Raw genomic sequence first — 23,975 nt, 5'->3', positions numbered from 1 at the left:
ATTCCATGCATTCAGCAAGAGTGTTTGTGAACGAGCTTAACCTTTTGCACCCTTCCATAGCCATTGCGATGTTGGAATGAACTCTACATAGCTATTTTCAAGTCCTGGGAGGGCGTCGTCAGCCAACCGGCCATCCATTGTTGCATTTTATCCCTGCGTTCCTTCGAACTCTGTGCGTGCCGTTTTTTTTCAACAACATAACGGTCCAGTCATTCATGCGAAGTGTTGCTCCCGCCCAATTCGAAATGCAAATTAAATTAATACCCCATTCCCCCTTTATTTTGTCGCGCCATTCTAAATATATTCACGTATATTCAAATAATTATTATATGCTTTTCTATGCCGCGATTTCATTATACGATTTCCAAAAATTATCTGTCTTGTTGGTGCTATTTTACTAACATTCTTGCAGTTTCTATCTACTGGACCGCCGCAATATATACCTGCCAAGTTTGACAAACCCTCCAGTCACATCAAGGGAGGGTCTTATCGGGTCTTCCCGTGTTAGCTCCGCTCTATCCGGACTAAAAATCTTGATTTGTATTCCTTCATCGCTCATACCGTCCAAAACGAGAATTTTACCTAAATCGTGATGGAGACGGCATGTCCAATCCTAAGCGCGCTATGTGGCTTATGAACCATAGCACACTGCGCAAATTTGAAGTTCCTCTGCTCGAATCTCTCGGATACGAGGTCTATCTCCCAAAAATTTTCCCCTACGATGAAGGTAACTTAAGCGCTTCTATCGACTACAGCCGTGATGGCAATCTTTCAATTCCGAAAGAAAATCTGGAAGCTCTAAACAACCACGATTTTTACAGTGGAATGACGCCAGAAATAGGCGAGGTTGCGAGCAAATATTTCGATATAGCGTTCTTCGGCTTTTTCCCGGACCAGTTGGCAGGGCTGGTAAGGCATTTCCGTAATACAATTATTATGCGTCCATTTGGGCTATCAGCAGGTGATTGCTATACAAATATTACCGCAGCCACTCTCGGACCGTCGTTCATGCACGAACTGGAAGAACGTCGCAAAGATTTCTGGTTCGGTCAGGCTTATGACCATTTGGCTAATGTCGAAAGCGGAATATTCAGAGACAGGGCCATAACGCTGCCGCTAGGTATTGATGACGCGGTCATTCGAAATGAATGGACCGGCACCGATTCCAAGGTTCTGTTCGTCTGCCCACGTATCGGCAGTTCCCCTTATTTCAACAGGATATATAAGAACTTTCTGAAGGATTTCGGCGAGTTTCCCTACATTATCGGCGGGGCGCAGCCTATTGCTGTTGAAGACCCGAACGTAAAAGGGTTCCTTTCAAGAGAAGAATACGACTCCATGATGCGAGAAACGCGCGTCATGTATTATCACAGCCGCGAAGAGCGCCACCTCCACTATCATCCAATAGAAGCCGTTCGTTGGGGCATGCCGCTCGTGTTTATGGCTGGAGGTCTGCTTGACAAACTCGGCGGGAAAAATCTACCAGGTCGCTGCAAGACAGAATCCGAGGCCAAGGACAAGATCAGACGTATTCTCAATGGTGACAATAACTTGGTCGCGCGAATTAAGGAGACCCAGGGCGCTCTCCTCAAGGAAATGTCCCGCGATTTCTGTGAACCCGTCTGGCGCCAGAATTTCCAAATCATAGAGCCTACGATTCAGCGGACCACTAAGCAGCCTGTACGCACGTCTGACGGAGCGACCAAAAAAATAGCTGTCTTCCTGCCGGAGCCATACAAGGGTGGCACGCTAAACATGGTCAAGCTTCTTGCAAAAATGCTTAAAAAAGGCAGTGAGCTTGCGGGCAAGAATTATAGCGTCGTGTTTGCTCACCCCGATGATGACATTTATAGTGACGGTGATTTCGTAGACCTGAAGCCGCACGGTATCGAAGTCAGGTCTTTTAAGTGGAAGACAATTTCCGATTACCAGCTTCAGGAGGTGTTTTCCTGCACGGGTTACGAAATCCCGGTCCCAGGCGGATTATTCTGTCTACCAAAGGATAATACCACCGACTTTCTCGATTGCGATTTCTGGCTGGTCGGCTCAGACCGATTTTACCATCCTATCGCACCGTTACGGCCTTATTGCCTGTTTACACACGACTATCTTCAGCGCTATTTCCCAGAAAGCGTATCGCCAGACTATGAGATGAGCTATCTCATTGCGGCACGAAATGCCATCGCCGTTCTGGCCAACACTCCCCACACGATCAATGACGTTATAAATTATGTTGGCGTTCCATCAAAGAAAGCCATTCTGGTGCCTCATGTCTCGGAGCTGGATCAGTTCCGGAAGAATGATGATCCAGTAGAAAAGCAGGACTACTTTATCTGGACCACAAACGCCGCCCCTCACAAAAATCATAAGATGACCTTTGAAGCGCTCAACCGTTATTTCGGGCAGTTAAAAGGCTCATTCAACTGCCACATAACTGGTGTGGGTTCGGACAAGTTTGATCCTGAGCGTGAATTTGATGACCTTCCAAAGTACATCAAGGAATGCCGGGATTACCTCAAAAAGAACCCAAGCCTCTACGAGCATTTGAAATTCCTAGGCAATGTTTCATCCGAGGAGTATGTTCACCAGATGAAGGGCGCAAAGTTCCTGTTGCACAACGTTATCATGGATAACGGCACTCTATGCGCTATCGAAGCCGCCTTTGCTCTAACGCCCACCCTCTCCAGCGATTATCCTCCAATGCGGTACCTTTCAGATAGATACGGTATCAATGCCCAGTTTTTTGACCCCTTCAACAATCGGGAACTAGGTGATGCGTTAAAGAGCATGGAGTTGAACTGGCAAGATCATCAAAAGCAGCTTCCTGACAAACAGGCCCTTCTTGATTTCGGATGGCAGAAGATGTCCCCGATCTTCTTCGAAAAACTCCACACTTATATTGGTTAAACCACTATGAAGATTGGTATTTTTATAGCTTACCATCCAAATTCTGAGCTTTCCAACCAAGGCTTGGGAAGGCTTTTGCGTGAATTGACCAAAGGACTTTTGAAGAATGATGGGACTGAGGTAGCGCTTCTTTGTCCGTCTTGGCTTCGAAAGGACGTTGAGGAACTATTCTCGGACGTACGCACGCCACATCTGACGATACTTGCCCCCCAACACGTCCCAGCATTGGTCACACTTCGAAACAAGTTATCGAAGAAGAGCAGGAAAAAAGAGGAACGTATCGGTCTCAAGACCAAGATTTTTCGCTTCGTTAAGCGTACTGCCGCGCAAGCTATCCACTCGGTAGAAGTAGCATTGGCAATTGCGCTTTCGGTACGCAATCCATTTCTATTTCTTCTGACGCTCCTTGCGCTTACCGTCGCGGGCGTGTTGATCGCTCCACTTTACATTGCTGCCATTGCGATCGCGTCTCTGACTTTGATCCCCATCCTATTTGCTCGCGTGCCTGCCCTGAAACGAGCACGTTCAAAATTCAGTCGACTTTATGGGATGGTACGGTCACGTATGCCTCTAAGGCATCGTCCGCCCTTGAGGTTCACGGTCTATGATCGAATTTTCAAGAATGAAACCCAACATATGATTTCCATTGCGAATTCTCGCAAGGATATCGATATATGGTTCTCTCCAACTGTATTCTGGCCAGAGTTCAGCAGCATCAATGCACCTACTGTTCAGGCATTCCCGGATATGCTGATTAGCGAGTTTCCAACTGCATTTGCGTTGGAGCTGGCCGGTTCGGTTGCTGTGTTCAAGCGGGCCAGCAAGGCCATTAAAGCTGGAAAGCATTTTACGTCTTACAGTGAAGCTGTAGGGCATGGCGCGCTGAGCAAACGATTTGACGTAGATCAGAACAGCATCCATGTCATTCCACACGCTCCGATCAACCTTTCAAAGTTTGTCACCGTTATCGGCACTCTTGATGACGAGATGGCGAAAAACAAATTTACTACTAATCTCATCCACGGCCACAGAAACGCTAAGTGGTCTGACGATCCCTATTTGAGTACATTTGATTTTTCGGACACCCAGTTCATTTTCTACGCAAGCCAGTTCCGCCCAAACAAGAATATTATGAACTTGGTAAAAGCATTCGAAATCGTTCTTCGAAAGCGGCACAAATACATCAAGCTGATTATGACTGGTAGCTGGGAACATGCGCCGGAAGTTCTAGAATACATTAAAAAGAAACGTCTGACACGCGATATCATCACTGCATACGATGCCAGCGATGAAGTTCTTGCGGCTCTCTATGCAAAGGCCCGTCTCTCAGTCAACCCTTCGCTTTATGAAGGTGGCTTTCCCTTTACTTTCGCTGAAGGTATGTCTGTGGGAACCCCAAGTTTGATGAGCCGCATCCCCCAAGTGACAGATGTCATCAAGGGCGACTTGGCAGACACGATGCTGTTCAACCCCTATTCTATCGACGACATAGCTTCCAAGATTGAATTTGGGCTGGATCATCGGAAGGAACTGATTGAACTCCAACGTCCCCTGTATGATGATATGCGGAGGAGGACATGGTTAGACGTGGCCGAAGACCATATTGAAGCATTTCAAAGGGTTATCGCAATGGAGCGCCGATAGGCGGGACCCTGATTAACACGACAGGTGGTGTCAGCAATGCAGATACCCGGCCGACCCAGTCGGCCATTACGGATCGGGAGATGTCTGTCCCCAACCGGGCGTACGTCACTGACGGGCGGCGGAGGGGAATGTGACCGTCGAATTTGGCGATCATGATATGGGCGAGCAGTGCCGGCCCAGGTTTGCCGCGCTCGATCGGAAAGATCGGCATCTCGCCAGCCACTGTCGTATCGCATTCCCTGCAGATCATGCGCTTCTCGACATGCCGGACAATCTTGACCGACGCCGTCACGTGCTCCAGCACCTGGATCACTTAGTCGGCCGCCTTCAGGAACGAGAGACACCGCAGGCGGGGCAATTGCAGGGAGCCGCATAGACCAGTTCGTCGGTGGCGAGATCATCGGGTAGAGGCTTGCGCTTCGGCTTCTCGGATACGTCGTCCAACTCCGGCAGAGGAATTTTCCCGGAGCGCAGTTCAGCGTCGGCCCGGGAGGCCGGTCTCCTCCAGCATCAGCTCGAATTGCTCGACTTCCGGTCGATCTTTTCCGATGACGCGCCACACTGCCGATGTCGGAGAAGCTCCAGTTGCGCGCGAAGAAGCCCGATTATGGAATCTCGCTTGATGACCTCGGCTTCCTTGCTCTCAAGTTTAGCCGCCTGTTCCGCGACGAGTGCGCGCAAAGCAGTGAGCTCGTCCTGACTATCCAGCGGCGCTGTTTCCAAACCCGCAAATCTAGCCGATTTGCCTCTGACGCGCCAGCTTTAAGCCTCGGATGCTCCCGCAAATATAGCTTTTATCCCGTTCGGCCGGGAGCGGACGTCCACGCCGGGCGTCGCCAATCGATCCCCTCACCGAGCATGGAAAGCTGCGCCTGCGTCAGGTGCGCTACACCCTCTTTCGCTGTCGGCCAGCGGCTATTTTGCCTGGAAGGGACGGCCGGCCAGCCGCCTCCAGCCCGATGATATGGTCATGCTGGCGCATATGCGCGCAGCCTAGGCTCTCTCGAATGAACCCTATGGCAGCTCCTGTATGGCAAGGGAGTTGCAGGATCTAGGTTTTGCTGTCGGCCGTCGGCGGATTGCCCTGCTGATGCGTGAGAATGGAATGCACGCGCGTCAGAAGCGCCGGTTCAGGAAAACCACGGACAGCCATCATGCTTTTCGGGTTGCACCCAACATCATCGGCAGGATTTTGCCGCAACAGGTCCTAATCAAAAACGGGATGCTGGCATCTCGTATATTCGGACGCGATAGGGATGGCTGTATCTTGCGGTCGTCATTGACCTCCTCGCACGCCGTGTCGTCGGATGGTCCGTCAATGATCGCTTGCATCGTAGCCTGGCTCTTCGAGCTCTCGAAAAGGCTAGAACAATGCGGCGACCGTCAATGGGCCTGATCCATCATTCAGACCGCGTAGTCAATATTGTTCCCTTGACTACGAGGCGCAGTTGAAGGTGAACGACATCACGAATGCCTGGAAAGGGAAATTGCTACGACTATGCCATGGTCGAAAAGTTGTTCAAGACCTTGAAATCAGAGCTCATATGGAGGACGTTATTTCAAACAACGCGCGATGCAGAAATGGCTATTGCCCGATATATTGAGGGTTCTACAATCCCATGCGCCGTCATTCTTCACTCGACTATCTGAGCCAAGCCCAGCCGAAAGAATAACCGCCTAGCGGAAAAATGCCTCTCTACTTTTTTAAAGCAAGTCCAGCACGACTATCTGTCCCAGTTCATGATCGCGCGCAAATTCGTGGGAAAAAGCGCGGCTTCGCACGTGATGGAACATAAAGAAGAATCAACAATATCCAAGTTGATCTATTCACGTCTGGCTGGGGCGCCTGGATTCGAACCAGGGAATGGCGGTACCAAAAACCGCTGCCTTACCGCTTGGCTACGCCCCAACAAATCAAACCGAAGCAATCGGTTGCGCGGCCTTATAGCCGCTTCGAAACCGGAGCGCAATCGCCTAATCACGAAATCCCGAGCAAGCCTACAGCCCCCGTGAAGAAAATTTTCAACACCAGAGCATACCGCGCTTTATCCTATTCAAGTTGCATGCTTCAAACTCCAGTTTTCAAGCATGTCGTTATCCCGAAACCGGTTTCCACTTTCGGGAGACGTGCTCCAGGACCACTGGCCGTCACATAAAGCGAAACCGTCGATTTGCGTCCCGCTTCAAAGCTGCTACTTCCTATGAAAACTGTGTTCTCGGTGTTCACTATGCTGTTTCTGTTGATCTCATTTCTCGTGAGCGCTGCCTTGTGCGGCATCGGTCTCTATCTGCTGAACCGGCTCTTGCCCGAGCGCTTTCTTGCGGCCCGCATGAGTTCGCGTTCCAACCATACCACAGTGGCCCGACAGATCGGCGGGCTGGCGCTCATTCCTGCAATCATTGCGACGTTGCTGATCTTCGCCCCGGATCTGGAAGTCAGCGCTCAACTGTCGCTCTGTCTTTCGGGAGCCTCGCTATTGCTCTGGATCGTCGGAGGGCTGGATGACCGCTACGAGCTCTCGGAAATTGTCCGGCTGGGGTCGCAGTTCATCGCTGCCGGGCTCGTTGTTTACGGTCTGGGACCGGATTTCCGGCTGTTGCCGGAGCTTTTGCCGCATTGGCTGGAGACTGCGCTCATCGTCATTGCGCTCATGGTAGCGATCAATGTGACCAACTTCATGGATGGTCTCGACCTGATGACCGCCGCGGGCATAGGGATTCCGCTGGCTGGAATCGGCATTTTGGCCGCCCTTGGTCTCGCCGGGCTGGAGAGCGGCGGCATCGCAATTATCGCGGCGGGCGGAATTCTGGGGTTCGCGCTGTTCAACCGCCCGCCAGCCACGATTTTTCTGGGTGATTCAGGAAGCCTGCCGCTTGGGTTGATTACAGGCACGGCGCTGATCCTGCTTGCGCGCGAAACGCATATCGTCGTCGCGCTGATCCTGCCGCTTTATTATATTCTCGACGCAGGCACGACCATCGTGATGCGGTTGAGCCATGGCGAGAATATCCTGAAGGCGCATTCCAAGCATGCTTACCAGACAGCGAAGCGCTCGGGCTGGAGCGTGCTGAAGGTCGTCGGTCATGTGGCGCTGCTTAATCTGGTTCTCATCGCCTGCGCCATTGCGTTGCTCGCTCTCGACAACACAATCACGCAGGTCGCCTTCCCGCTCGTGGCAGTCGTCGCGACGCTGGTACTGCTGCTGGATTTCCGAGGTCGCTTCAGGAAGTTATAACGTCGAACAGAACCTTGCGGACCGCATCGACATCGCCGCTTTCCATCGCAATGCGCAATGCGGCAAGGCTGGCTGGAACATCCACGGCTGCCTTGTTGCCTTTCGGCGCGCGCATGATCTTTGGATGGCGCGTCGGCTGTGCCAGTGACGGATCGTAGAAGAGTTCCTCGTACATCTTCTCGCCTTCGCGAATTCCCGTCACCTCGATGGCAATATCGCCATGCGGGTTCTCTTCATTACGAACGGTCAACCCTGCCAGCAGGATCATGTTCTCTGCCAGATCGCGAATCCTGACCGGTTCGCCCATCTCCAGCAGAACCGTGTCGCCGGATGCGGCGATGCCACCGGACTGCACGATAAGCTCGGCGGCTTCCTTGATCGACATGAAATAGCGAGTCATGTCGTCATGGGTCAGTGTAATCGGACCGCCACTGGCAATCTGCTCGCGGAAAAGCGGAACGACCGAACCGTTCGATCCGAGCACATTGCCGAAACGCACCGAATAGAACGCCTTCCTCTTTCCCGACTGCTCGGCGAGCATACCGCAATAATATACGACCAGTTCGGCCCAGCGCTTGGTTGCACCCATCACATTGGTTGGCCGCACTGCCTTGTCGGACGAGATGAGGACCATGCGTTCGACGTCGGTCTCAAGAGCCGCCTGGGCCACTTCCAGCGTGCCGAAAACATTGTTGAAGATGCCGACCAACGGGTTCTTTTCGACAAGCGGCACGTGCTTGTAGGCTGCGCAGTGATAGACCGTATCGACATTGTGGTCGCGAATGGCCTTCTCGACGCATTCGCGGCTGCTCACCGTACCGAGAATCGGCACGATCTCGCAACCGGCTATCTGTCTCAGTTGCCTGTCGATGTTGTAAAGCGCGAACTCGCTTGATTCGAAAAGGACGATGGAGGCGGGGTTCCATTGCGCAATGGTGCGGCAAAGCTGGCTGCCGATCGATCCGCCGGCCCCCGTCACCATGATGCGCCTCCCCTCGACCACTTCACGCAACAGGGCCGCGTCCGGCGGCACCGGCGAGCGTCCGAGCAGGTCGTCGATTTCAACATTGCGCAGCGAGCTGACCAGATATTTGCCTGCCGTCAGATCGGCAATCGGCGGAAGAATGCGCGTATTGACTGGGAGGCGCCCAAGAAGCCGCGCAAAATCCTGACGCTGCTTCTGTTCCAGCCCCGGTTCCGATACGACCACCTGTTTGATGCCGTAGTTTTCGATCAGGGCGGGAATGTCTTCCACACCGTAGACACGCAGTCCCACGATATCCATGCCGTTGAGCTGGCCATCAGGATCGACAAAGCCAACAACCAATGTGTCGCTATGGCTGCGAAGCGCGGTTGCGAGCTGGCGCGCGGGTTCGCCCACGCCAATGATCAATGCGGAACTCGTATAACGTTTGTCGGATTCAGCGCTTCGCAAAAGCCATTTCGCACCGAACCGGCTGGCCGAGATGAAAACGGTGCTCAAAAGCCAATAGAGCAGCGGAACCGAGCGCGGCAGGCCCGTGCTGCCGTAGAGTTCCATCAGGAACACCAGCGCAACCCAGAACAGCGAGGCAATGGCCGTGGCCTGAAAAATCGGCCAGATCGCACGTTCCGCCAGATAGCGGATAATGGCGCGGTAGAGGCCGAAGCGAATAAAGACCGGAATTGCCAGAACGGGCGCGATGAAAATCAGGAACGTTTGTCCCTCGTTCGGCACGAAAACGAAGCCGAGCCGGATGACGAACGCGATATAGGCACTCAGCAACAGCAGAGCGCAGTCGCTCAGCATCAGGATAATCTGTTTGCTGGCGCGGGGCAAAAGCGCCAGTCTCTGCCATGGATATTTCAAACTCATACGCGTGTAATCCCGCTCTCCCACGGAGAGAAATACCGGAACGATTCCAGCGCCATAAGGCTATTCATACTACGATTGGGGACTAAAATTTAGTCAATCCCTTCGCGGCTTGCCGCACGTCGTAGCTGCGAAGCATTCAAATTTCTCGCCACCGTTATCATGAGTCCTCGGGCAGGACTATATCAATTGCCGTTTCAGGCGCTTAACAAACATCTTTTGGCCAAATTGGGGCCGCGTTCCGCCTCGTGGTTCCCGCATGTCCCTGCGCCAAACCGGTTGCCGCTTTCGGGAGACCGCCAGAGCGGACGCGCTCGCACAGGTTCGCCCTTCCGCTCCATCGCTTTGATTTACCGCATTTGTACGACGCCAGATAATTCCGGCAGACTGCAAAATGCCCTAGGCAATTATCGTACCGCTACGAATGCTTCTCCAGTTCGTGCCATCCGAATAGGCCATTTCCGCGCCGGACGGGGGGGGGCGTTACAAAGACCAGCGCACCGGCGCCATTGTTTCCGGCAGGAGGCAGCGCCGCGGCAGTATAGGAGCGGGACGGATGGGACCATCAACATGAAGTTTTGTCTGCGGCCAGACCGAGCCTATGGCGACATTGCCTGTGGCATGATCGATCTTGATTGCCTCCTGCCATTGCCCGCCGTCGCTGCTGACCTTTACGCTGAAATCGTTGCTGCCGTTCAGCCCCATTTCTGCAAAACCGGTCCAGTTCGTCTGGTAGAGAAGGCTCGCCGTATCCGTCATCGCCTGCTTGTTCACCTTTACCTCATGCCCCGCACCTGCATTGTTGAACAGGCTGGCATCGGACGAAACCGCGAGCCGGTTGACCGCATCGGCCGTCGCTTGAACACCGAGCATGGAGAGCGACAGGTTGTCAGGGACCGATGAAACGCCCTTCCAGAGCGCACCGTCGAAGACGAGCAGTTGCGCTTCGTCCTCGACATAGACCTGCCAGCCGACAGCGGGCGCAACAAACAGCCATCCGCCATCGATGAAGGAGGCAATCATCCCCTCTTTGCCGGCCCAGTTTCCCAAAGCGGGCGCGGCGACCAGATAACGGTCTCCGCCGGCAGGGGTTTCCGGCGCGTCGGTCCGGCTACGCGACCTGACGCTCAGATGCACCACGGCATCGAGCAACCGCAATGCCTCGTTGTGGGTGACATGCTTCTGCGCCTGGCTGGGCAGGATATAGGGCAATTTCAGATTGGGGGTTTGGTCCATGAAAAACTCCTCGCGATGAATGATGCGAGGAGTCTATTTCTGTCATGGGCGGAGGGGATAAGTCCGATCAGCTTCCCCGATAGGTGGAGTAGGACCAGGGGCTGACAAGCAACGGCACATGGTAATGGCCGTCGACATCCGCAATTGCGAAGCGGATCGGAATAAGATCGAGAAACGGCGGATTGGCCAGCTCCGCACCGCGCCCCTCGAAATATTCGGCCACATGGAACTGCAATTCATAAGTGCCGGTCCGCATTTCGTCGCCCGAGAGCAGCGGCGCATCCGTGCGGCCGTCGAGATTGGTCACCGTGCGCTTGATGAGTTCGGACGCGCCGTTGGCGGCTATCCGATAAAGCTCGATGCGCATGGCGGCTGCGGGGCTGCCATGGGCGGTGTCGAGAACATGCGTGGAAAGTTTACCCATAAGTCTACCTCAATATGCTCAGGCAGGTTTGATCGTTTCGATGCAATAGATGGCATCGGAGAAGAAAAACTCTTGCAGATTGTCCTCCTTGCCTGCCCTGTCGACAACCAGAAAATCGGATTTCTGCTCCAGCGCCAGCAGCGGGTGGTGCCACGCATTGCGCAGATAATTGACGCCCTGGTCACCACGCGCCAGAAACACACGCGGACGGGCGGGCTTGCCGCTAGCATCTTCGGCGACTACTACGAGGAACGGTCTGCCGTTCAACGGAATGAATGCCTGCGAACCGAACGGATGGCGTTCCATCATGACGATATCGATGGGCGCTTCGAACGATTGTCCCCTGAAAATATTGACGAGCACCCGGGCCTCGCTGCCAGCGGCTTCGACACGGGCGAGATCATGGTAGCGCTCCGTTGTGCCATTGTTGATCAGGCGAAGCTCCGCTCCCTCCGTCTCGATCACATCGCCAAATGGCGCAAAAGCCTCTTTCGTCAGCGGTTCGACCACCAGAGTTTCGACGCGCAAGTCATCCTCCACATAAAACAGATTCCTATAACGACAAAGCTTGTTGAAGAGGTCTCTGTCAATCGCGAAGCAGTTTCAACCGAAACAAGAAAAAGCCGGGCGAATCGCCCGGCTTTCATCATGCGAAGAACTGTAAATTTCAGCGCTTCAGAAGCGACATCATCGCAGGCACGCCGCACGCAGCGAGCGCCAGCTTCACAAGGTCGCCAACGATAAATGCGCCGAAGCCGAAGGCAATGGCCTTTTCCAGACCGAAGAGATAGGCCATCCAGCCAGCGCCCATCAGCAGGATGACGGCTTCCGCGAGCAGCATAGCACCGCCGAGGGCGAAGGGATTGCGCGCCAGCCCCTTGTCGGCGGCGCGTCCGACGATCCAGGCCGCAGCAAGATAAGACAGGAGGTAGCCGCCCGTCGGGCCGACCATATAGGCAAGGCCGATGCCCTTTTCCGGCGTGCCGGTGAAGACAGGCATGCCAAGGACGCCTTCAAGCAGATAAAGCGCAACCGTCGCCATGGCGAGCCGCGATCCGTAAAGAGCCGAAATCGCAAAAAGAGCGAAGGTCTGCATCGTCACATTGACGTAGACCAGATCGACCTTGATCTTGGCGGAGATCGTGAGAACGGCCGTTCCGATCAGTGCAAGGCCGACAAACCAGAAAGCGCGGGCCAGTTGACTGGTGGGCAGGTATTCTGCAGCGAGAGAGGCGGTGGCGACGCGAGGCTTTACTCTATGAGGCATATCCAACTCCACTTTTGACGCGGCGGCAGATACCGGAATGAAAACTCCCCGGAACCGACCCCTGACGCGATTTCGGCGCACGTGACTGTTCACGTTTGCAACCCGACTATATAAGGCCTATGCCGTTTCATCAATCAAACCAAAGAAGAATGGAAAGCCGCTTCCATGGCGCTTGTTTTCGACAGCAGTTTCACGCCCCAATATGGGGAACCGGTTGAACTGGGTAAAGGCATTTTGCGCCTCACCGTCAATAATCCGAGCGCTTTCACCTTTCACGGCACCAACAGCTATATCATTGGCACCGATACGCTGGCTGTCATCGACCCCGGCCCGGATAATGACGCGCATTATAACGCCCTGATCGCCGCCATTGCCGGTCGCCCGGTCAGCCACATCTTCGTCAGCCATACCCACCGCGACCACTCGCCTCTCGCGCAGCGGCTGAAGGAAAGCCTTGGCGCGCGCACCGTGGCCGAGGGAGCGCATCGCCCCGCCCGCCCCTATTATGCGGGCGAAGTGAACATGCTCGAAGCAAGCGCCGATACGGACTTCATTCCAGATATCGCACTGGCAGACGGAGGCACGATCGAAGGCGACGGCTGGGCTCTCGAAGGCATTCATACCCCCGGACATGCCGCAAATCACATGGCGTTCGGCCTGAAGAATACCGGCGTTCTCTTTTCCGCCGATCATGTCATGGCCTGGGCGACGTCCATTGTTGCACCACCGGACGGCTCCATGAGCGATTACATGGTCTCGCTGGAAAAACTGCTGGCACGCGATGACAAGGTCTATCTGCCGGGCCATGGCGGGGCCGTCACCAAGCCTGCTGCTTTCGTTCGCGGCCTGCGTGCGCATCGCAAGATGCGCGAACGGGCCATCTTCGAGCGCGTCCTGCAAGGCGACAGGACGATCGGCGACATGGTGAAGGCCATCTATCGCGATACCGATCCGCGACTGCATGGTGCCGCAGCACTGTCCGTGCTGGCGCATCTGGAAGATCTGGTCGGACGCGGAGAGGTGAAGACCGACGACCACCCATCGCTCGACAGTATCTATATTCGCGGCTGATCATTCCACGTCGGCTGGAGCCTTGTTGACTTCACCTTCCAGCGCGCCCAGAAAATCGGTGATGAAGGCCGCATTCTGCCCCATGTCGCGTTTGCCATAACGCGACAGCGAACGCACATCCACATAGGTGGTTTCGCCTTCATCGAGCAGCCGGATCACGATATCGCTCTTGAGGCCCAGAATGAAACTGTGCGCCGTTGCGACAAACCGCGTTGCACTCTGCTCCGGCGAGGGAGCATCATGCGCGATCACCTGCCATCCGAATGTCTTGAAAACCGTTCTGACACCTTGCGCGATACGATCCGGGGCGGCTTCATAGCGGCGTCCGACCACATCGGGATAGGCCGTCAACTGGGTCAGCGCATCGCCGCTCACCGCCACCGTCAGCGGGTTCATCCATTGCAGGCGTGACGGCATGTCGGGCGGAAATTGCGGTGGCGTCTCAAAGTCGGTCGAGAGGTCGTAGAGCGGTGGGGACGTGTACCACAGTGCTGCCACCAGCCCGACCGGCAGCAACACGGCAAAAGCGAACAGGCCGCCCCCGAAAGATCGCGCACCGCCCTTGTCGCCATTGACCCAGAGATTGCGAAAGCCTTTTGCGGCGCAGAGCAGAGCCAGTGCCGCGAGCGCGGTACTCAATCCGGCAAGCAGCACCAGATCGGGCGTCTCGAGCTTCCAGAAGCGGTGCAGAAGAAATGCCATCGCAAGCAAAACAACTGCAAAAATGCCAAGCCGAAGCGACCATACCGCAGAGCGCGACTGACGCCGCTGGTAGCGAAGTTTTCTCATATGGTCTCCCAGACAGCAGTCCCAGGAAAACTGTCTCAACCGGAAAAGGCCCAGACCGCTTCCCGTTGAATGGAATCATGGGAGCGCCCTGTCTCTGTGTTTTCAGGCAATATGAATAGCAGAGAGATTTTCGCTCGGCAAAACCTCAACGCGGAAATTCAGATGCCCCGCCTGCTGCATTGCATGGCGGGGGATTTTTCCTCGGTGACGCCGTTTAGAGCGAGTCCGGTCAAAACTAGAGTTGCCGGAACCGCCCTAACTATTTGTTTCGCCGCATTATCCTGCGCATCGAAGCGGGTTAAGAAATCAGTCCAGTGAACTGATTTCCCCGCGTAGACGCTTCGCACTTTTGCTGGAAATGCTCTAATAGCGCGCGTCTTTCGGCTTTTTCGTATTCGGCCAGTCCTTCACCTTTCCGGCGAAATCAGGACGCGGCATGTGGGTGAAATATTCCGACACGTTGATAGCTTCCTGATCGGTCAGCACACCGCCCTGCCCGATGGGCAGATTGTAATTCTGGGCAGGCGGCATCGCATATTTGACGAATTGCGCCGCCTTGTAAGTGCGGGCCAGTCCGGCCCCGATATTGAAGCTTTCGTCGCCCCATAGCGGCGGAAAGATATAATCGCCAGACTGGTCCTTCATGCCTTCTCCGTCAGCACCATGGCAGGTGGAGCATTGTGCAGCGTAGATTCTCGCACCATTGACCGGATCGGGAACAAGGCTTTCATCGATGGGCCCGGCATTGCGTATCGCCACCTTCGTGCCCTTCTTCACGTCTTGCCGCAGCCAGTCCATATAGGCGACCATCGCCCTCATATCGGCACCATCCGGCGGCAGCGGCTTGCCGTTCATCGAACGCTGGAAGCAGCCGTTGATGCGCATCACCAGATCGACTTCCTTGCCCGCGCGGGGCATGACGGCGGGATAGAAATTGCTGGTGTTGATATAGGATGCAACATTGTCCATCTTGCCCTGCCCCATGTGGCAGGAGTTGCAGTTCAGGCCATTGCCGACATTGTCGGGCAGAAGCCGCGCCGTTTCGTTGAGCAACCGCTTGCCATGCATGATTTCGGGCGCGTTCGGCTGCTTTAGAATGTCCCGGTCCGGGGGAATGACATAGGTTCCGACCTGGTTCTTGTCCTTGTCGAGTACCGCATAGGCCTTGGGAGCCGGAGCGTCCAGCGAAGGCCGCAGATGATTGAAAAGGAAAGCACTGCCCGTTACTGCCGCGGCAAACCCCACACCAAGAACGATAATCGTACTGGTTTTCATTGCTTGTTCTCCGGAACATAGTGGACGGGCTTGTGAGCGATTTCACGCCGCATGCGCGCGATGTCCTGTTCTGTTATGGCGGCCCCGTGGTTGCCCCAGCCATTGCGAATGAAGTTCAGGATTTCGGCGACCTGCCAGTTGGGAAGATCGGCAAAGCCCGGCATGGTGAAGGCCATCCTGTCCGCTGGCGTGTCCGGCGTCCTGCCTCCGGTCAGCGTGACCTGAATGAGCGAGCTTGGATCGTCGGCAAAGACGATCGAGTTGCCGGCAAGTGCGGGATAGATGCGCGGCGCGCCCTTACCGTCCATGCGATGACAGACCGAACATTGCTCGACATAGGACAGGGCACCCGGCGCAGTGAAGTCTCCCGCCTTGAGAGCAGCCGTCGTCACGTCTTCCTTCGGCTGCCATTCGCGTGCACGACCTTCGCTTGGCGCCAGCGATTTCAGGTAGCGGGCAATCGCCCGCAAATCGTCTTCCGCAAGATGCTGGGTCGAGTGCTGCACGACATCGGCCATCGAGCCGAATGCCGCGGTGCGATCGGTACGTCCGGTCTTGAGGAAGGTGACAATCTCGTCTTCGGCCCATGTCGAGAGACCGGTATCCTGATCGCGCAGGTTTTTCGCATACCAGCCTTCCAGAACCGAACCGGAGAGGAACTTGCCTTTCGGATCGTTTTTCACCGCTTTTTCTTCATAGGCGAGACCCCGTGGCGTATGACACGCTCCGCAATGGCCAAGCCCTTCGACCAGATAGGCGCCGCGGGCGATCACGGGATCGGTATCGGCCGCAATTTCGAACGGACGCGAGTTTCCAAAGATAAGCTGCCAGTAGGCGAGCGGCCAGCGCATGTTGGTCGGCCATGGCAAGGTGCTGGGCTGGTTATCCTGCTGGACCGACTGCACCTTCGACATGAAGAAAGCATAAAGCGCTTTCATGTCCTCATCATTCACCACCGTATAGGAGACGAACGGCATTGCGGGATAAAGATGGACATTATCCCGCCGCACCCCTTGCCGCACCGCACGCTCGAAATCGAAATAGCTATAGCTGCCGATACCGGTTTTGCTGTCCGGCGTGATGTTGGTGGAGTAAATCGTGCCAAGCGGCGTCTGCATGCCGAGCCCGCCCGCAAAAGCCTTGCCCCCCGGTGCCGTATGGCAGGCAGCGCAATCGCCCGCATGAGCAACATACTCGCCCTTTTGGATCAAAGCCTTGTCGGTGACATCGACGGCGCTTTCCTGTCGGGCCGTCAGCCAATGGGGCGTTGAAAGCGCAAAGAGCCAGGCTGCGGCTAGCGCACCCGCGCCGCCGACCGCCGCTTTCCAGATCAGTTTCATGTGCCCTCCGACACCAATTCCCTTGTGATGAGGAGAACGTCGAAGATTCGGGATGAAAGAGCATTGACCGCGATCAAAACCTACCGGGCCCAATGTTTAGCGATCTATGAAATCAACAGCTAATACACGTTTAGCGTGCTTGATAGACAAGGCAAATCGCATTAGGGGCAGCACCCTCCCCGGGCGCAGTTCAATCAGATTACGGCTCATCAGGACTGCAATTGTTTGTTCAACGCGCATCATATCCGAAAACAGTTTTGCACTTTTCGGGATGCGTTCTTAGCCTGCAAAGATCACCAGCTTTAAGAATAAGTGAAAAAAAGCTAGGTAAATCAAATAAAAAGGCATTGCAGCAACCGCTAACAGAAGGCATGATTGCGCACATGGGGGCAGATATTGCAATCGTCGGAGAGGACGGAATGGATCGCGCCCTTCAAAATGGCAGCCCGTTATCGGACGGGACAACCCCAGACGATATGATGACGCTTGAAGCCGTCGAACTGGAGTTCGCGCTTGGGGCCATCGACGTCCTGATCGAAGGTTTCGACTCCGCGCTTGCCAAAGCCGCCGAACGTGTGGGCGGTGAAGTTCTGTTCAACATGCCGGCGCTGGACACCAGCGAAGCGCAACGTATCGGGGCAATTGCCATCGCCGGGCGACCGGAGGACCAGGTCATATTCGTCACGTTGCGCAATGACGGCACAACATTGTCAGTCGAGCCGCCGACCGGCGAGAATGCCGTTTTCGAAAGCCTCGGCCGCAACTATGCAGCCGTCATGAAAAGTCTTTCCCCGAAGGAAAAAGTCAACGGCGCCTGAGCCAGTCATGCAGCCTATTTCGGTGCCGCCTGCTTTGGAACGTCCGCGTGAAGGTTGTGCGGTGCGACCGGGTTGAGCGTCATGGTCGTCTCGACCTCCTTGAGACGCACGAATTTCATCCCCTTCGCTTTCAGGGCCAGCACGCCTTTGACCACGCCCTCGCCCGCCGAACGCGACGGCTGGTTGATATGCGAAATGATGACGTCACCGTCCAGGGCGGCGGCGATGCGGCGCTCGACCGCAGGCGCCATCAGGGAGGCACCCTGATCGCCATTCAATGAATAACCGCCGATCTTGTAGCCCATGCTTGCCGCCAGCTTGACGGCATCGGTCGAATAACGGGCCGTCGCATCGCGATACCAGACGGGCTTCGACATTCCTGCATCCGTGATTGCCGTCGCACCGGCGTCGATCTCCAGTTGGACCGCCTCAAGCGAGCCCGCCGTCTTGATCCCGTACATCCTGGGCTCATTGGTGATGGCCGGAATATGCATCGCACCATGATTTTCGATATCGAAAAGATCGGCATTGGCTTTGAGAACCGCCACGGCGGCTGGGTTCTGTTTTATCCATCGGCCCGTCACGAAGATCGTTGCCGGAATCCGGTTCTGAACCAGCATGTCGAGTATACGGTGGTCGGTCTTGCCCATGCAGGCATCAAGCGTCAACGCCACCTGTGGTGACGCGGCACCGCCGCGCGCAATATGCAATTGCGGTTCGACAACCCTGATCGTGTCGTGGCGGGCCTTGTTCTGCGCGCGCTCCTGCGGCGAGATATCATAGGCGCTGGCCATGCTGGTCGCGATGAGGATGGCGGCTCCAGCCGCGGCGATACAACGAAACATGATTACGTTTTCTGAAAATTGCTTGGCCACCGGGGCATTACTCCGGCAGCTAAGCCAAATTGTGGCGTATTGTCAAACCTTGCGCACAGCCGACTGCGCAGCCGCAAGACGGGCAATCGGCACCCGGAACGGCGAACAGGACACATAGTCGAGACCTGTCTTTTCGCAGAAGGCAATCGACGCCGGATCGCCGCCATGCTCGCCGCAGATACCGAGCTTGATATTGTTGCGGGTTTTTCGTCCGCGCTCGGCAGCAATTTCGACCAGTTCACCGACGCCTTCCAGATCGAGCGACACGAACGGATCCTGTTCGATCACGCCACGTTGCTGATAGGACGTCAGGAAGGATGAAGCATCGTCGCGCGAAATGCCGAATGTGGTCTGCGTCAAATCGTTGGTGCCGAACGAAAAGAACTCGGCGGTTTCGGCGATTTCGGCTGCGCGCAGGGCGGCACGCGGCAGTTCGATCATCGTGCCGACCATATAGTCGATCTTGATGCCCGCCTCGCTCATGACATCCTGGGCAACAGCATCGATGCGCGCCTTGACGAAATCAAGCTCGGCTTTCAATCCGACCAGCGGCACCATCACTTCCGGCACGACAGGCTCGCCCGTTTTCTTGCCAGCCTCAACGGCTGCTTCAAAAATCGCCCGCGCCTGCATTTCCGCGATTTCAGGGTAGGATACAGCCAGACGGCAGCCGCGATGACCCAGCATCGGGTTAAACTCATGCAGACTGTCGGCGCGTTCGCGAAGCTTTGCGCTATCCACGCCCATCGACCGCGCAACTTCTGCCACTTCCTCATCCGTATGCGGCAGGAACTCGTGCAATGGCGGGTCGAGCAGGCGGATCGTGACAGGCAGGCCCTTCATGATCTCGAAAAGCTCGACAAAGTCCGAACGCTGCATCGGCAGAAGCTTGGCCAGCGCTACGCGCCGCCCTTCTTCATTGTCAGCCAAAATCATCTCACGCATGGCGACGATGCGGCTTCCCTCGAAGAACATGTGCTCGGTGCGGCACAGCCCGATACCCTCCGCGCCGAAGGAACGCGCCGTGCGGGCATCTGCCGGTGTCTCGGCATTGGCGCGAATTTTCATCCGGCGGGTGCGGTCAGCCCATTCCATCAGCTTGCCGAAATCTCCGGAAAGCTCCGGCTGCAACATGGCGACCGCACCTTTGAGAACCTGCCCGGTGCCGCCATCGACGGTAACCACATCGCCCTTCTTGAAGCTCTGGCCCGCCGCAAGCATGACGCCGTTGCGATAATCCACGCGAAGCGACCCGGCACCCGAAACACATGGCTTGCCCATGCCGCGAGCAACAACCGCCGCGTGGCTGGTCATGCCGCCGCGCGTCGTCAGAATGCCTTCCGCCGCATGCATGCCGTGAATGTCTTCCGGGCTGGTTTCGATGCGAACGAGAATGACCTTGCGGCCTTCCGATTTTGCCTGTTCGGCGTCTTCCGACGAGAAGACGATTTCACCCGTCGCGGCCCCCGGCGATGCCGGCAGTCCCTGACCGATCACCTGACGCTCGGCGCGCGGGTCGATGGTCGGGTGCAGAAGCTGGTCGAGCGCTGCCGGATCGACACGCAGAACCGCTTCTTCCTGCGTGATAAGGCCTTCGCCTGCCATTTCCACGGCCATTTTCAACGCAGCCTTTGCGGTGCGCTTGCCCGAGCGGGTCTGGAGCATCCACAATTTGCCGCGCTCGATGGTGAATTCGAGATCCTGCATGTCGCGATAATGCTGTTCCAGCCGATCGGCGACCTTGAGGAATTCGGCAAAGGCTTCTGGCATCACCTTTTCAAGCGATGGCTTGTCGGAACCGGCAGCAATTCGCGCTTCTTCGGTGATATTCTGTGGCGTGCGGATACCGGCCACCACATCTTCACCCTGCGCATTGACGAGGAACTCGCCGTAAAGCTTCTTTTCGCCCGTCGAAGGATTGCGTGTGAACGCAACGCCGGTGGCAGAGGTTTCGCCCATATTGCCGAACACCATGGCCTGCACATTGACCGCCGTGCCCCAAGCCGCCGGAATGTTATGCAGGCGCCGGTAGGTGATGGCGCGCGCATTCATCCAGCTCGAGAAGACGGCGCCGATGGCGCCCCAAAGTTGTTCTCGCGGGTCCTGCGGGAAAGGCTGTCCGAGTTCCTCCTCGACCTTCGCCTTGTAGGAACCGATGACATCCTTCCAGTCTTCTGCCGTCAGGGCCGTATCGACATCGACACCGAGATCGGCCTTCTTGTCTTCGAGAATTTCTTCAAAAAAGCCGTGGTCGACACCCAGCACGACATCGGAATACATCTGGATGAAACGGCGGTAGCTGTCATAGGCAAAGCGCTCATCGCGCGCCTCGCGGGCAATGGCCTGCACGGTCTCGTCGTTAAGACCAAGGTTGAGCACTGTATCCATCATGCCCGGCATGGAAGCCCGGGCGCCGGAGCGCACTGAAACCAGAAGCGGCTTTTCGGCATCGCCGAAATTGCGCCCCGTCACCTTCGCGATATGGGCAAGCGCCGCCTGAACCTGGTCGTTCAATTCGGATGGATAGGACCGGTCGTGATCGTAATAATAGGTGCAGACTTCGGTCGTAATGGTAAAGCCAGGAGGCACTGGCAGACCAAGGCTGCTCATTTCTGCCAGGTTCGCTCCCTTGCCGCCGAGAAGATTACGGTCGCTTGCCGCGCCTTCTGCCTTGCCGTCGCCGAACGTGTACACCCACTTCGCCATCATGGCCTCCTTGATGCAGGATCGGCTCATAAACGGCTTGCAACAATTGCAAGCACTCCCAGAACCTGCTTCCCGTTGCTTATGCGATCCGTAAGGCTACTGCCAACCAAAAAAGATGAGCCGCGACAATAGAATCGATTTGAGGCGGACTTAGCCAGTAGAAGAACACAACGGATTGGCATTACTGATCACGTGCACTGGGACCAAGGCAATGCAAATCAAAGCTAAAACGCTCAATGTAACGAAGATTGAAAGGAGCAATCCCGTTCACCGAGTGATCCGAAAATGCTTGCAGGCAGCAAAAAACGGCACCTACGAGAGCCATCCATCAAGAAGCCAACTCTTTTCCCACCGGCAAAGATTCTCATCTCACTAGTGCTGGAAAAAAGTAATTGTTAACGGAGTTCAAAATTAGCGCCTATTCATATCAGTAGCTGGAAACAGACGAGCGTTGACCAGATAGTTTATGAAGGGATCTTTGTCAAAACTTTGCAATCGTTTAGTTGATCCCCCTCATTGAATTTTGCATCTTGTACCGACACGCAAATCGTTCGTCCGAATTTCAAACTGACAGGTGCACCCCGTGCTAATGAAAGACCGTATCGATCACCTGCCCCACGTCAAGCAGCACGAGTTGCAGCGTGTTTTAGAGATTCTTTTTGAGGAGTTCGACGACGCACTCAAAGAAGGTTCAGCTGAGTTTAAAAAACGCGGTCGGATTCTGAAAATTATTCTGTTCGGATCATATGCACGCGGCACACAGGTTGACGAACCGCACACTGGCAAAGGCTACCGTTCAGATTTCGATCTGTTGATTATCGTCAACAACCGAAAATTGGCCGAATTCGAAACATATTGGCATAAAGCGGAGGACCGGTTGATGCGGCTTCGCGATGTACAAACACCTGTGAACTTTATCGTGCACTCGCTCCGGGAGGTAAACACACGAATTAAGGAAGGGCGATATTTCTTTACGGACATCCGACGGGAAGGCATCGTGCTTTACGAACTCGAGCCCGAGCCGCTCGCGCAACCGGGAACTCCCAATCCCGATGATGCCTATCGGGTTGCAAAGGAGTACTTCGATGATCGACTACCGCATGCACAGAGTTTTACGGAAGGTGCAGAGTTCTATCTTGGGAAAGGCAGGTTCAAAGAAGGGGCGTTTTTGCTACACCAAGCGATCGAGCAAGCCTATTCAACTTTTCTGCTGGTCACCACGAATTACTCACCTGCCTCGCACAATCTGAAATTTCTACGTCGACTGTCCGAAGGGCAGCAGAACGAACTTGCCAAAGCCTGGCCCCAGGACCAACAGCGTTACAAAGCCTGGTTCAATATCGTCAACGAAGCTTATGTGAAGGCGCGCTATTCGCCGCATTTTGACATCACTGAGGAAGCGCTGCTCTGGCTCCTGAAGCAGACAAACCTGCTCATCGCCCAAATAGAGCAACTGTGTTCTCAACATCTGGATAAAATGAGAGCAACTTAGGTTTTATATCAAATGGAGAACGACTGACAAAGCTGGTCTCTCGCTTTCTGGAATTTATAATGCCTTGTCCAGAGATCTTGCAACTGTCGACAAACTTAGAAGACTTCCCAACCGTTTTAACAGAAAATCTCGAATGTCGGGGCTCGCTTTCGACTTAACGCGAGAAAATCTGCTCCGGGTTGATGTTGCGTTGCCTGCGTTCTGTCATGACGCATTGGCTTTCTTGGAAGCGAACTAGTTGCTGCAAAATCTTCAACTTGTCCTGAAGCCCCTCAAAGACGGAATGTTGTGCCGGAGGCACGCGACTGATGGTTTCACTGTCGCCGCGCAGGATTGCGTTGCGCCCGAATCTAAGATCAAGGGCGCGGCTGACGCTTGTAAACTCCTGACGAATATGCGGCTCGAGCGAACCGACGAGGACGTCAAGCCGCGCGGTCTTCTTTTGCATCGCAGTTGTGATGCGACGGAGTTCTTCGCCGGCTTCTTCTGACAACCCGGGAATTGCGGTTGCCATCTGCTGACGCTCTGCGGCGATTGCTGTTGTTGCAGCCTTCAGGGCTGAGGCCCAGCCCGATCCCAGCGAGCGGACACTCGCCTGCACATCCGGCACGGCTTCCAATGCTGTCTTTCGCTCGCGGCCAACGGCCAGAAGCCTGTCCCTCAGCCGACCAGAGCCGCGCAGGGCACCATAGGCCGCAGGATCATTGGCAATGGCTGCCGCAATCCGATCACCGGCAATGCCTTTCCGGATCAGTGCCTCGATCGTATCGACGGCACTGGCGGGTTCACGCCAGAGATGAGAGGCCGTTTTGGCAAGTGCTGTTCGGTTATGGCGGTAGTGGGCTGCCGCGGATTCCCTCGCGCGCGCCTCAACGTCAACCGGGGTCGTAAACTCTGTCACAGCAGCAAGCAGCGGCGGTATGGAGCGGGCTTCCCGGCCCTGCCCGATATTGTCAGTCGGCCGGATCCGGGGCGAACCCGGAGAATTTCGATCCACGGACATCCGGGCTGTCGGATTCTGCATGGGGAATCTTTCGGATTGC

16 protein-coding genes, 1 tRNA gene and 3 pseudogenes are annotated in these 23,975 nt (G+C 55.4%); 7 read left to right on the top strand and 13 right to left on the bottom strand.

Annotated features, from left to right (window positions below; translation table 11 throughout):
* Nucleotides 1–603: 603 nt before the first annotated feature.
* Nucleotides 604–2,907 (top strand): glycosyltransferase, encoded by a 2,304-nt coding sequence (locus tag ACOWVS_RS03010; protein ID WP_075041595.1) that lies wholly within the window; start codon nucleotides 604–606, stop codon nucleotides 2,905–2,907.
* A gap of 6 nt (nucleotides 2,908–2,913) precedes the next feature.
* The gene (locus ACOWVS_RS03005) at nucleotides 2,914–4,551 is read left to right on the top strand and encodes a glycosyltransferase (RefSeq protein ID WP_075041594.1); all 1,638 of its coding nucleotides are present in this window, start codon (nucleotides 2,914–2,916) and stop codon (nucleotides 4,549–4,551) included.
* Between the two features lie 7 nt (nucleotides 4,552–4,558).
* On the opposite strand, the pseudogene ACOWVS_RS03000 reads toward ACOWVS_RS03005, so the two are convergent.
* A pseudogene (locus ACOWVS_RS03000) lies at nucleotides 4,559–5,274 on the bottom strand (IS66 family transposase); the annotation flags it as partial.
* Between the two features lie 133 nt (nucleotides 5,275–5,407).
* On the opposite strand from ACOWVS_RS03000, the pseudogene ACOWVS_RS02995 reads away from it, so the two are divergent.
* Nucleotides 5,408–6,224, top strand: a pseudogene (locus ACOWVS_RS02995) (IS3 family transposase); the annotation flags it as partial.
* Nucleotides 6,225–6,385: 161 nt separating this feature from the next.
* Here the strand turns inward: ACOWVS_RS02995 and ACOWVS_RS02990 are convergent.
* Nucleotides 6,386–6,460: transfer RNA gene (locus ACOWVS_RS02990), tRNA-Gln, on the bottom strand.
* Nucleotides 6,461–6,779: 319 nt separating this feature from the next.
* On the opposite strand from ACOWVS_RS02990, the gene ACOWVS_RS02985 reads away from it, so the two are divergent.
* A complete protein-coding gene (locus ACOWVS_RS02985; protein ID WP_039852350.1) occupies nucleotides 6,780–7,787 on the top strand; it encodes an MraY family glycosyltransferase in 1,008 nt (335 codons plus the stop codon).
* Here the strand turns inward: ACOWVS_RS02985 and ACOWVS_RS02980 are convergent.
* The 5 genes and pseudogenes from ACOWVS_RS02980 to ACOWVS_RS02960 form a co-directional block, all read right to left on the bottom strand.
* Nucleotides 7,774–9,642, bottom strand: coding sequence for a polysaccharide biosynthesis protein (locus ACOWVS_RS02980; RefSeq protein WP_039852347.1), 1,869 nt, complete (start codon nucleotides 9,640–9,642; stop codon nucleotides 7,774–7,776). The genes ACOWVS_RS02985 and ACOWVS_RS02980 overlap by 14 nt on opposite strands.
* A 396-nt stretch (nucleotides 9,643–10,038) precedes the next feature.
* Nucleotides 10,039–10,875 (bottom strand): annotated as a pseudogene (locus tag ACOWVS_RS02975) (DUF2793 domain-containing protein).
* Between the two features lie 67 nt (nucleotides 10,876–10,942).
* Nucleotides 10,943–11,299, bottom strand: coding sequence for a hydroxyisourate hydrolase (gene uraH, locus ACOWVS_RS02970; protein WP_006466277.1), 357 nt, complete (start codon nucleotides 11,297–11,299; stop codon nucleotides 10,943–10,945).
* An 18-nt stretch (nucleotides 11,300–11,317) separates the two neighbouring features.
* Complete coding sequence (locus ACOWVS_RS02965; RefSeq protein WP_075041592.1) at nucleotides 11,318–11,827, bottom strand: ureidoglycolate lyase; 510 nt, start codon at nucleotides 11,825–11,827, stop codon at nucleotides 11,318–11,320.
* Nucleotides 11,828–11,966: 139 nt separating this feature from the next.
* A complete protein-coding gene (locus tag ACOWVS_RS02960) occupies nucleotides 11,967–12,566 on the bottom strand; it encodes a biotin transporter BioY (protein ID WP_075041591.1) in 600 nt (199 codons plus the stop codon).
* 165 nt (nucleotides 12,567–12,731) lie between these two features.
* Between ACOWVS_RS02960 and ACOWVS_RS02955 the strand changes: the two genes are divergently transcribed.
* Nucleotides 12,732–13,637, top strand: a complete 906-nt coding sequence (locus ACOWVS_RS02955; protein WP_075041590.1) for an MBL fold metallo-hydrolase — start codon at nucleotides 12,732–12,734, stop codon at nucleotides 13,635–13,637.
* On the opposite strand, the gene ACOWVS_RS02950 is transcribed toward ACOWVS_RS02955, so the two are convergent.
* From ACOWVS_RS02950 to ACOWVS_RS02940, 3 genes are all read right to left on the bottom strand, one after another.
* Entirely contained in the window at nucleotides 13,638–14,426 is a 789-nt protein-coding gene (locus tag ACOWVS_RS02950) for a DUF1499 domain-containing protein (protein WP_039852338.1), read from the bottom strand.
* Between the two features lie 363 nt (nucleotides 14,427–14,789).
* The gene (locus ACOWVS_RS02945) at nucleotides 14,790–15,701 is read right to left on the bottom strand and encodes a c-type cytochrome (protein WP_075041588.1); all 912 of its coding nucleotides are present in this window, start codon (nucleotides 15,699–15,701) and stop codon (nucleotides 14,790–14,792) included.
* Nucleotides 15,698–17,041: a c-type cytochrome gene (locus ACOWVS_RS02940; RefSeq protein ID WP_075041587.1), complete on the bottom strand. Its 1,344-nt coding sequence runs from the start codon at nucleotides 17,039–17,041 to the stop codon at nucleotides 15,698–15,700. Before ACOWVS_RS02940 ends, ACOWVS_RS02945 begins: the two co-directional genes overlap by 4 nt.
* Nucleotides 17,042–17,460: 419 nt before the next feature.
* Between ACOWVS_RS02940 and ACOWVS_RS02935 the strand changes: the two genes are divergently transcribed.
* Entirely contained in the window at nucleotides 17,461–17,859 is a 399-nt protein-coding gene (locus tag ACOWVS_RS02935) for a hypothetical protein (protein ID WP_075041586.1), read from the top strand.
* 14 nt (nucleotides 17,860–17,873) lie between these two features.
* Here ACOWVS_RS02935 and ACOWVS_RS02930 read toward each other — a convergent pair whose 3' ends face one another.
* Together ACOWVS_RS02930 and ppdK are read right to left on the bottom strand one after the other, a co-directional pair.
* Nucleotides 17,874–18,704: a polysaccharide deacetylase family protein gene (locus ACOWVS_RS02930; protein ID WP_031352989.1), complete on the bottom strand. Its 831-nt coding sequence runs from the start codon at nucleotides 18,702–18,704 to the stop codon at nucleotides 17,874–17,876.
* A 72-nt stretch (nucleotides 18,705–18,776) separates the two neighbouring features.
* Nucleotides 18,777–21,440, bottom strand: coding sequence for a pyruvate, phosphate dikinase (ppdK, locus tag ACOWVS_RS02925; RefSeq protein ID WP_025091641.1), 2,664 nt, complete (start codon nucleotides 21,438–21,440; stop codon nucleotides 18,777–18,779).
* A 589-nt stretch (nucleotides 21,441–22,029) separates the two neighbouring features.
* On the opposite strand from ppdK, the gene ACOWVS_RS02920 reads away from it, so the two are divergent.
* Nucleotides 22,030–22,932 carry a nucleotidyltransferase and HEPN domain-containing protein gene (locus ACOWVS_RS02920; RefSeq protein ID WP_025091640.1) on the top strand — a complete coding sequence of 301 codons (903 nt, stop codon included), beginning with the start codon at nucleotides 22,030–22,032 and terminating at the stop codon, nucleotides 22,930–22,932.
* 154 nt (nucleotides 22,933–23,086) lie between these two features.
* Here ACOWVS_RS02920 and ACOWVS_RS02915 read toward each other — a convergent pair.
* A partial coding sequence (locus ACOWVS_RS02915) for a BID domain-containing protein (RefSeq protein WP_420972954.1) occupies nucleotides 23,087–23,975 on the bottom strand: 889 nt, incomplete at its 5' end.

Source organism: Brucella sp. IR068, assembly GCF_049065885.1.
Taxonomy (GTDB): Bacteria; Pseudomonadota; Alphaproteobacteria; order Rhizobiales; family Rhizobiaceae; genus Brucella; species Brucella intermedia.
Note: the sequence above shows the minus strand (reverse complement) of the source record. Positions and strands in the feature narration are given on the sequence as shown.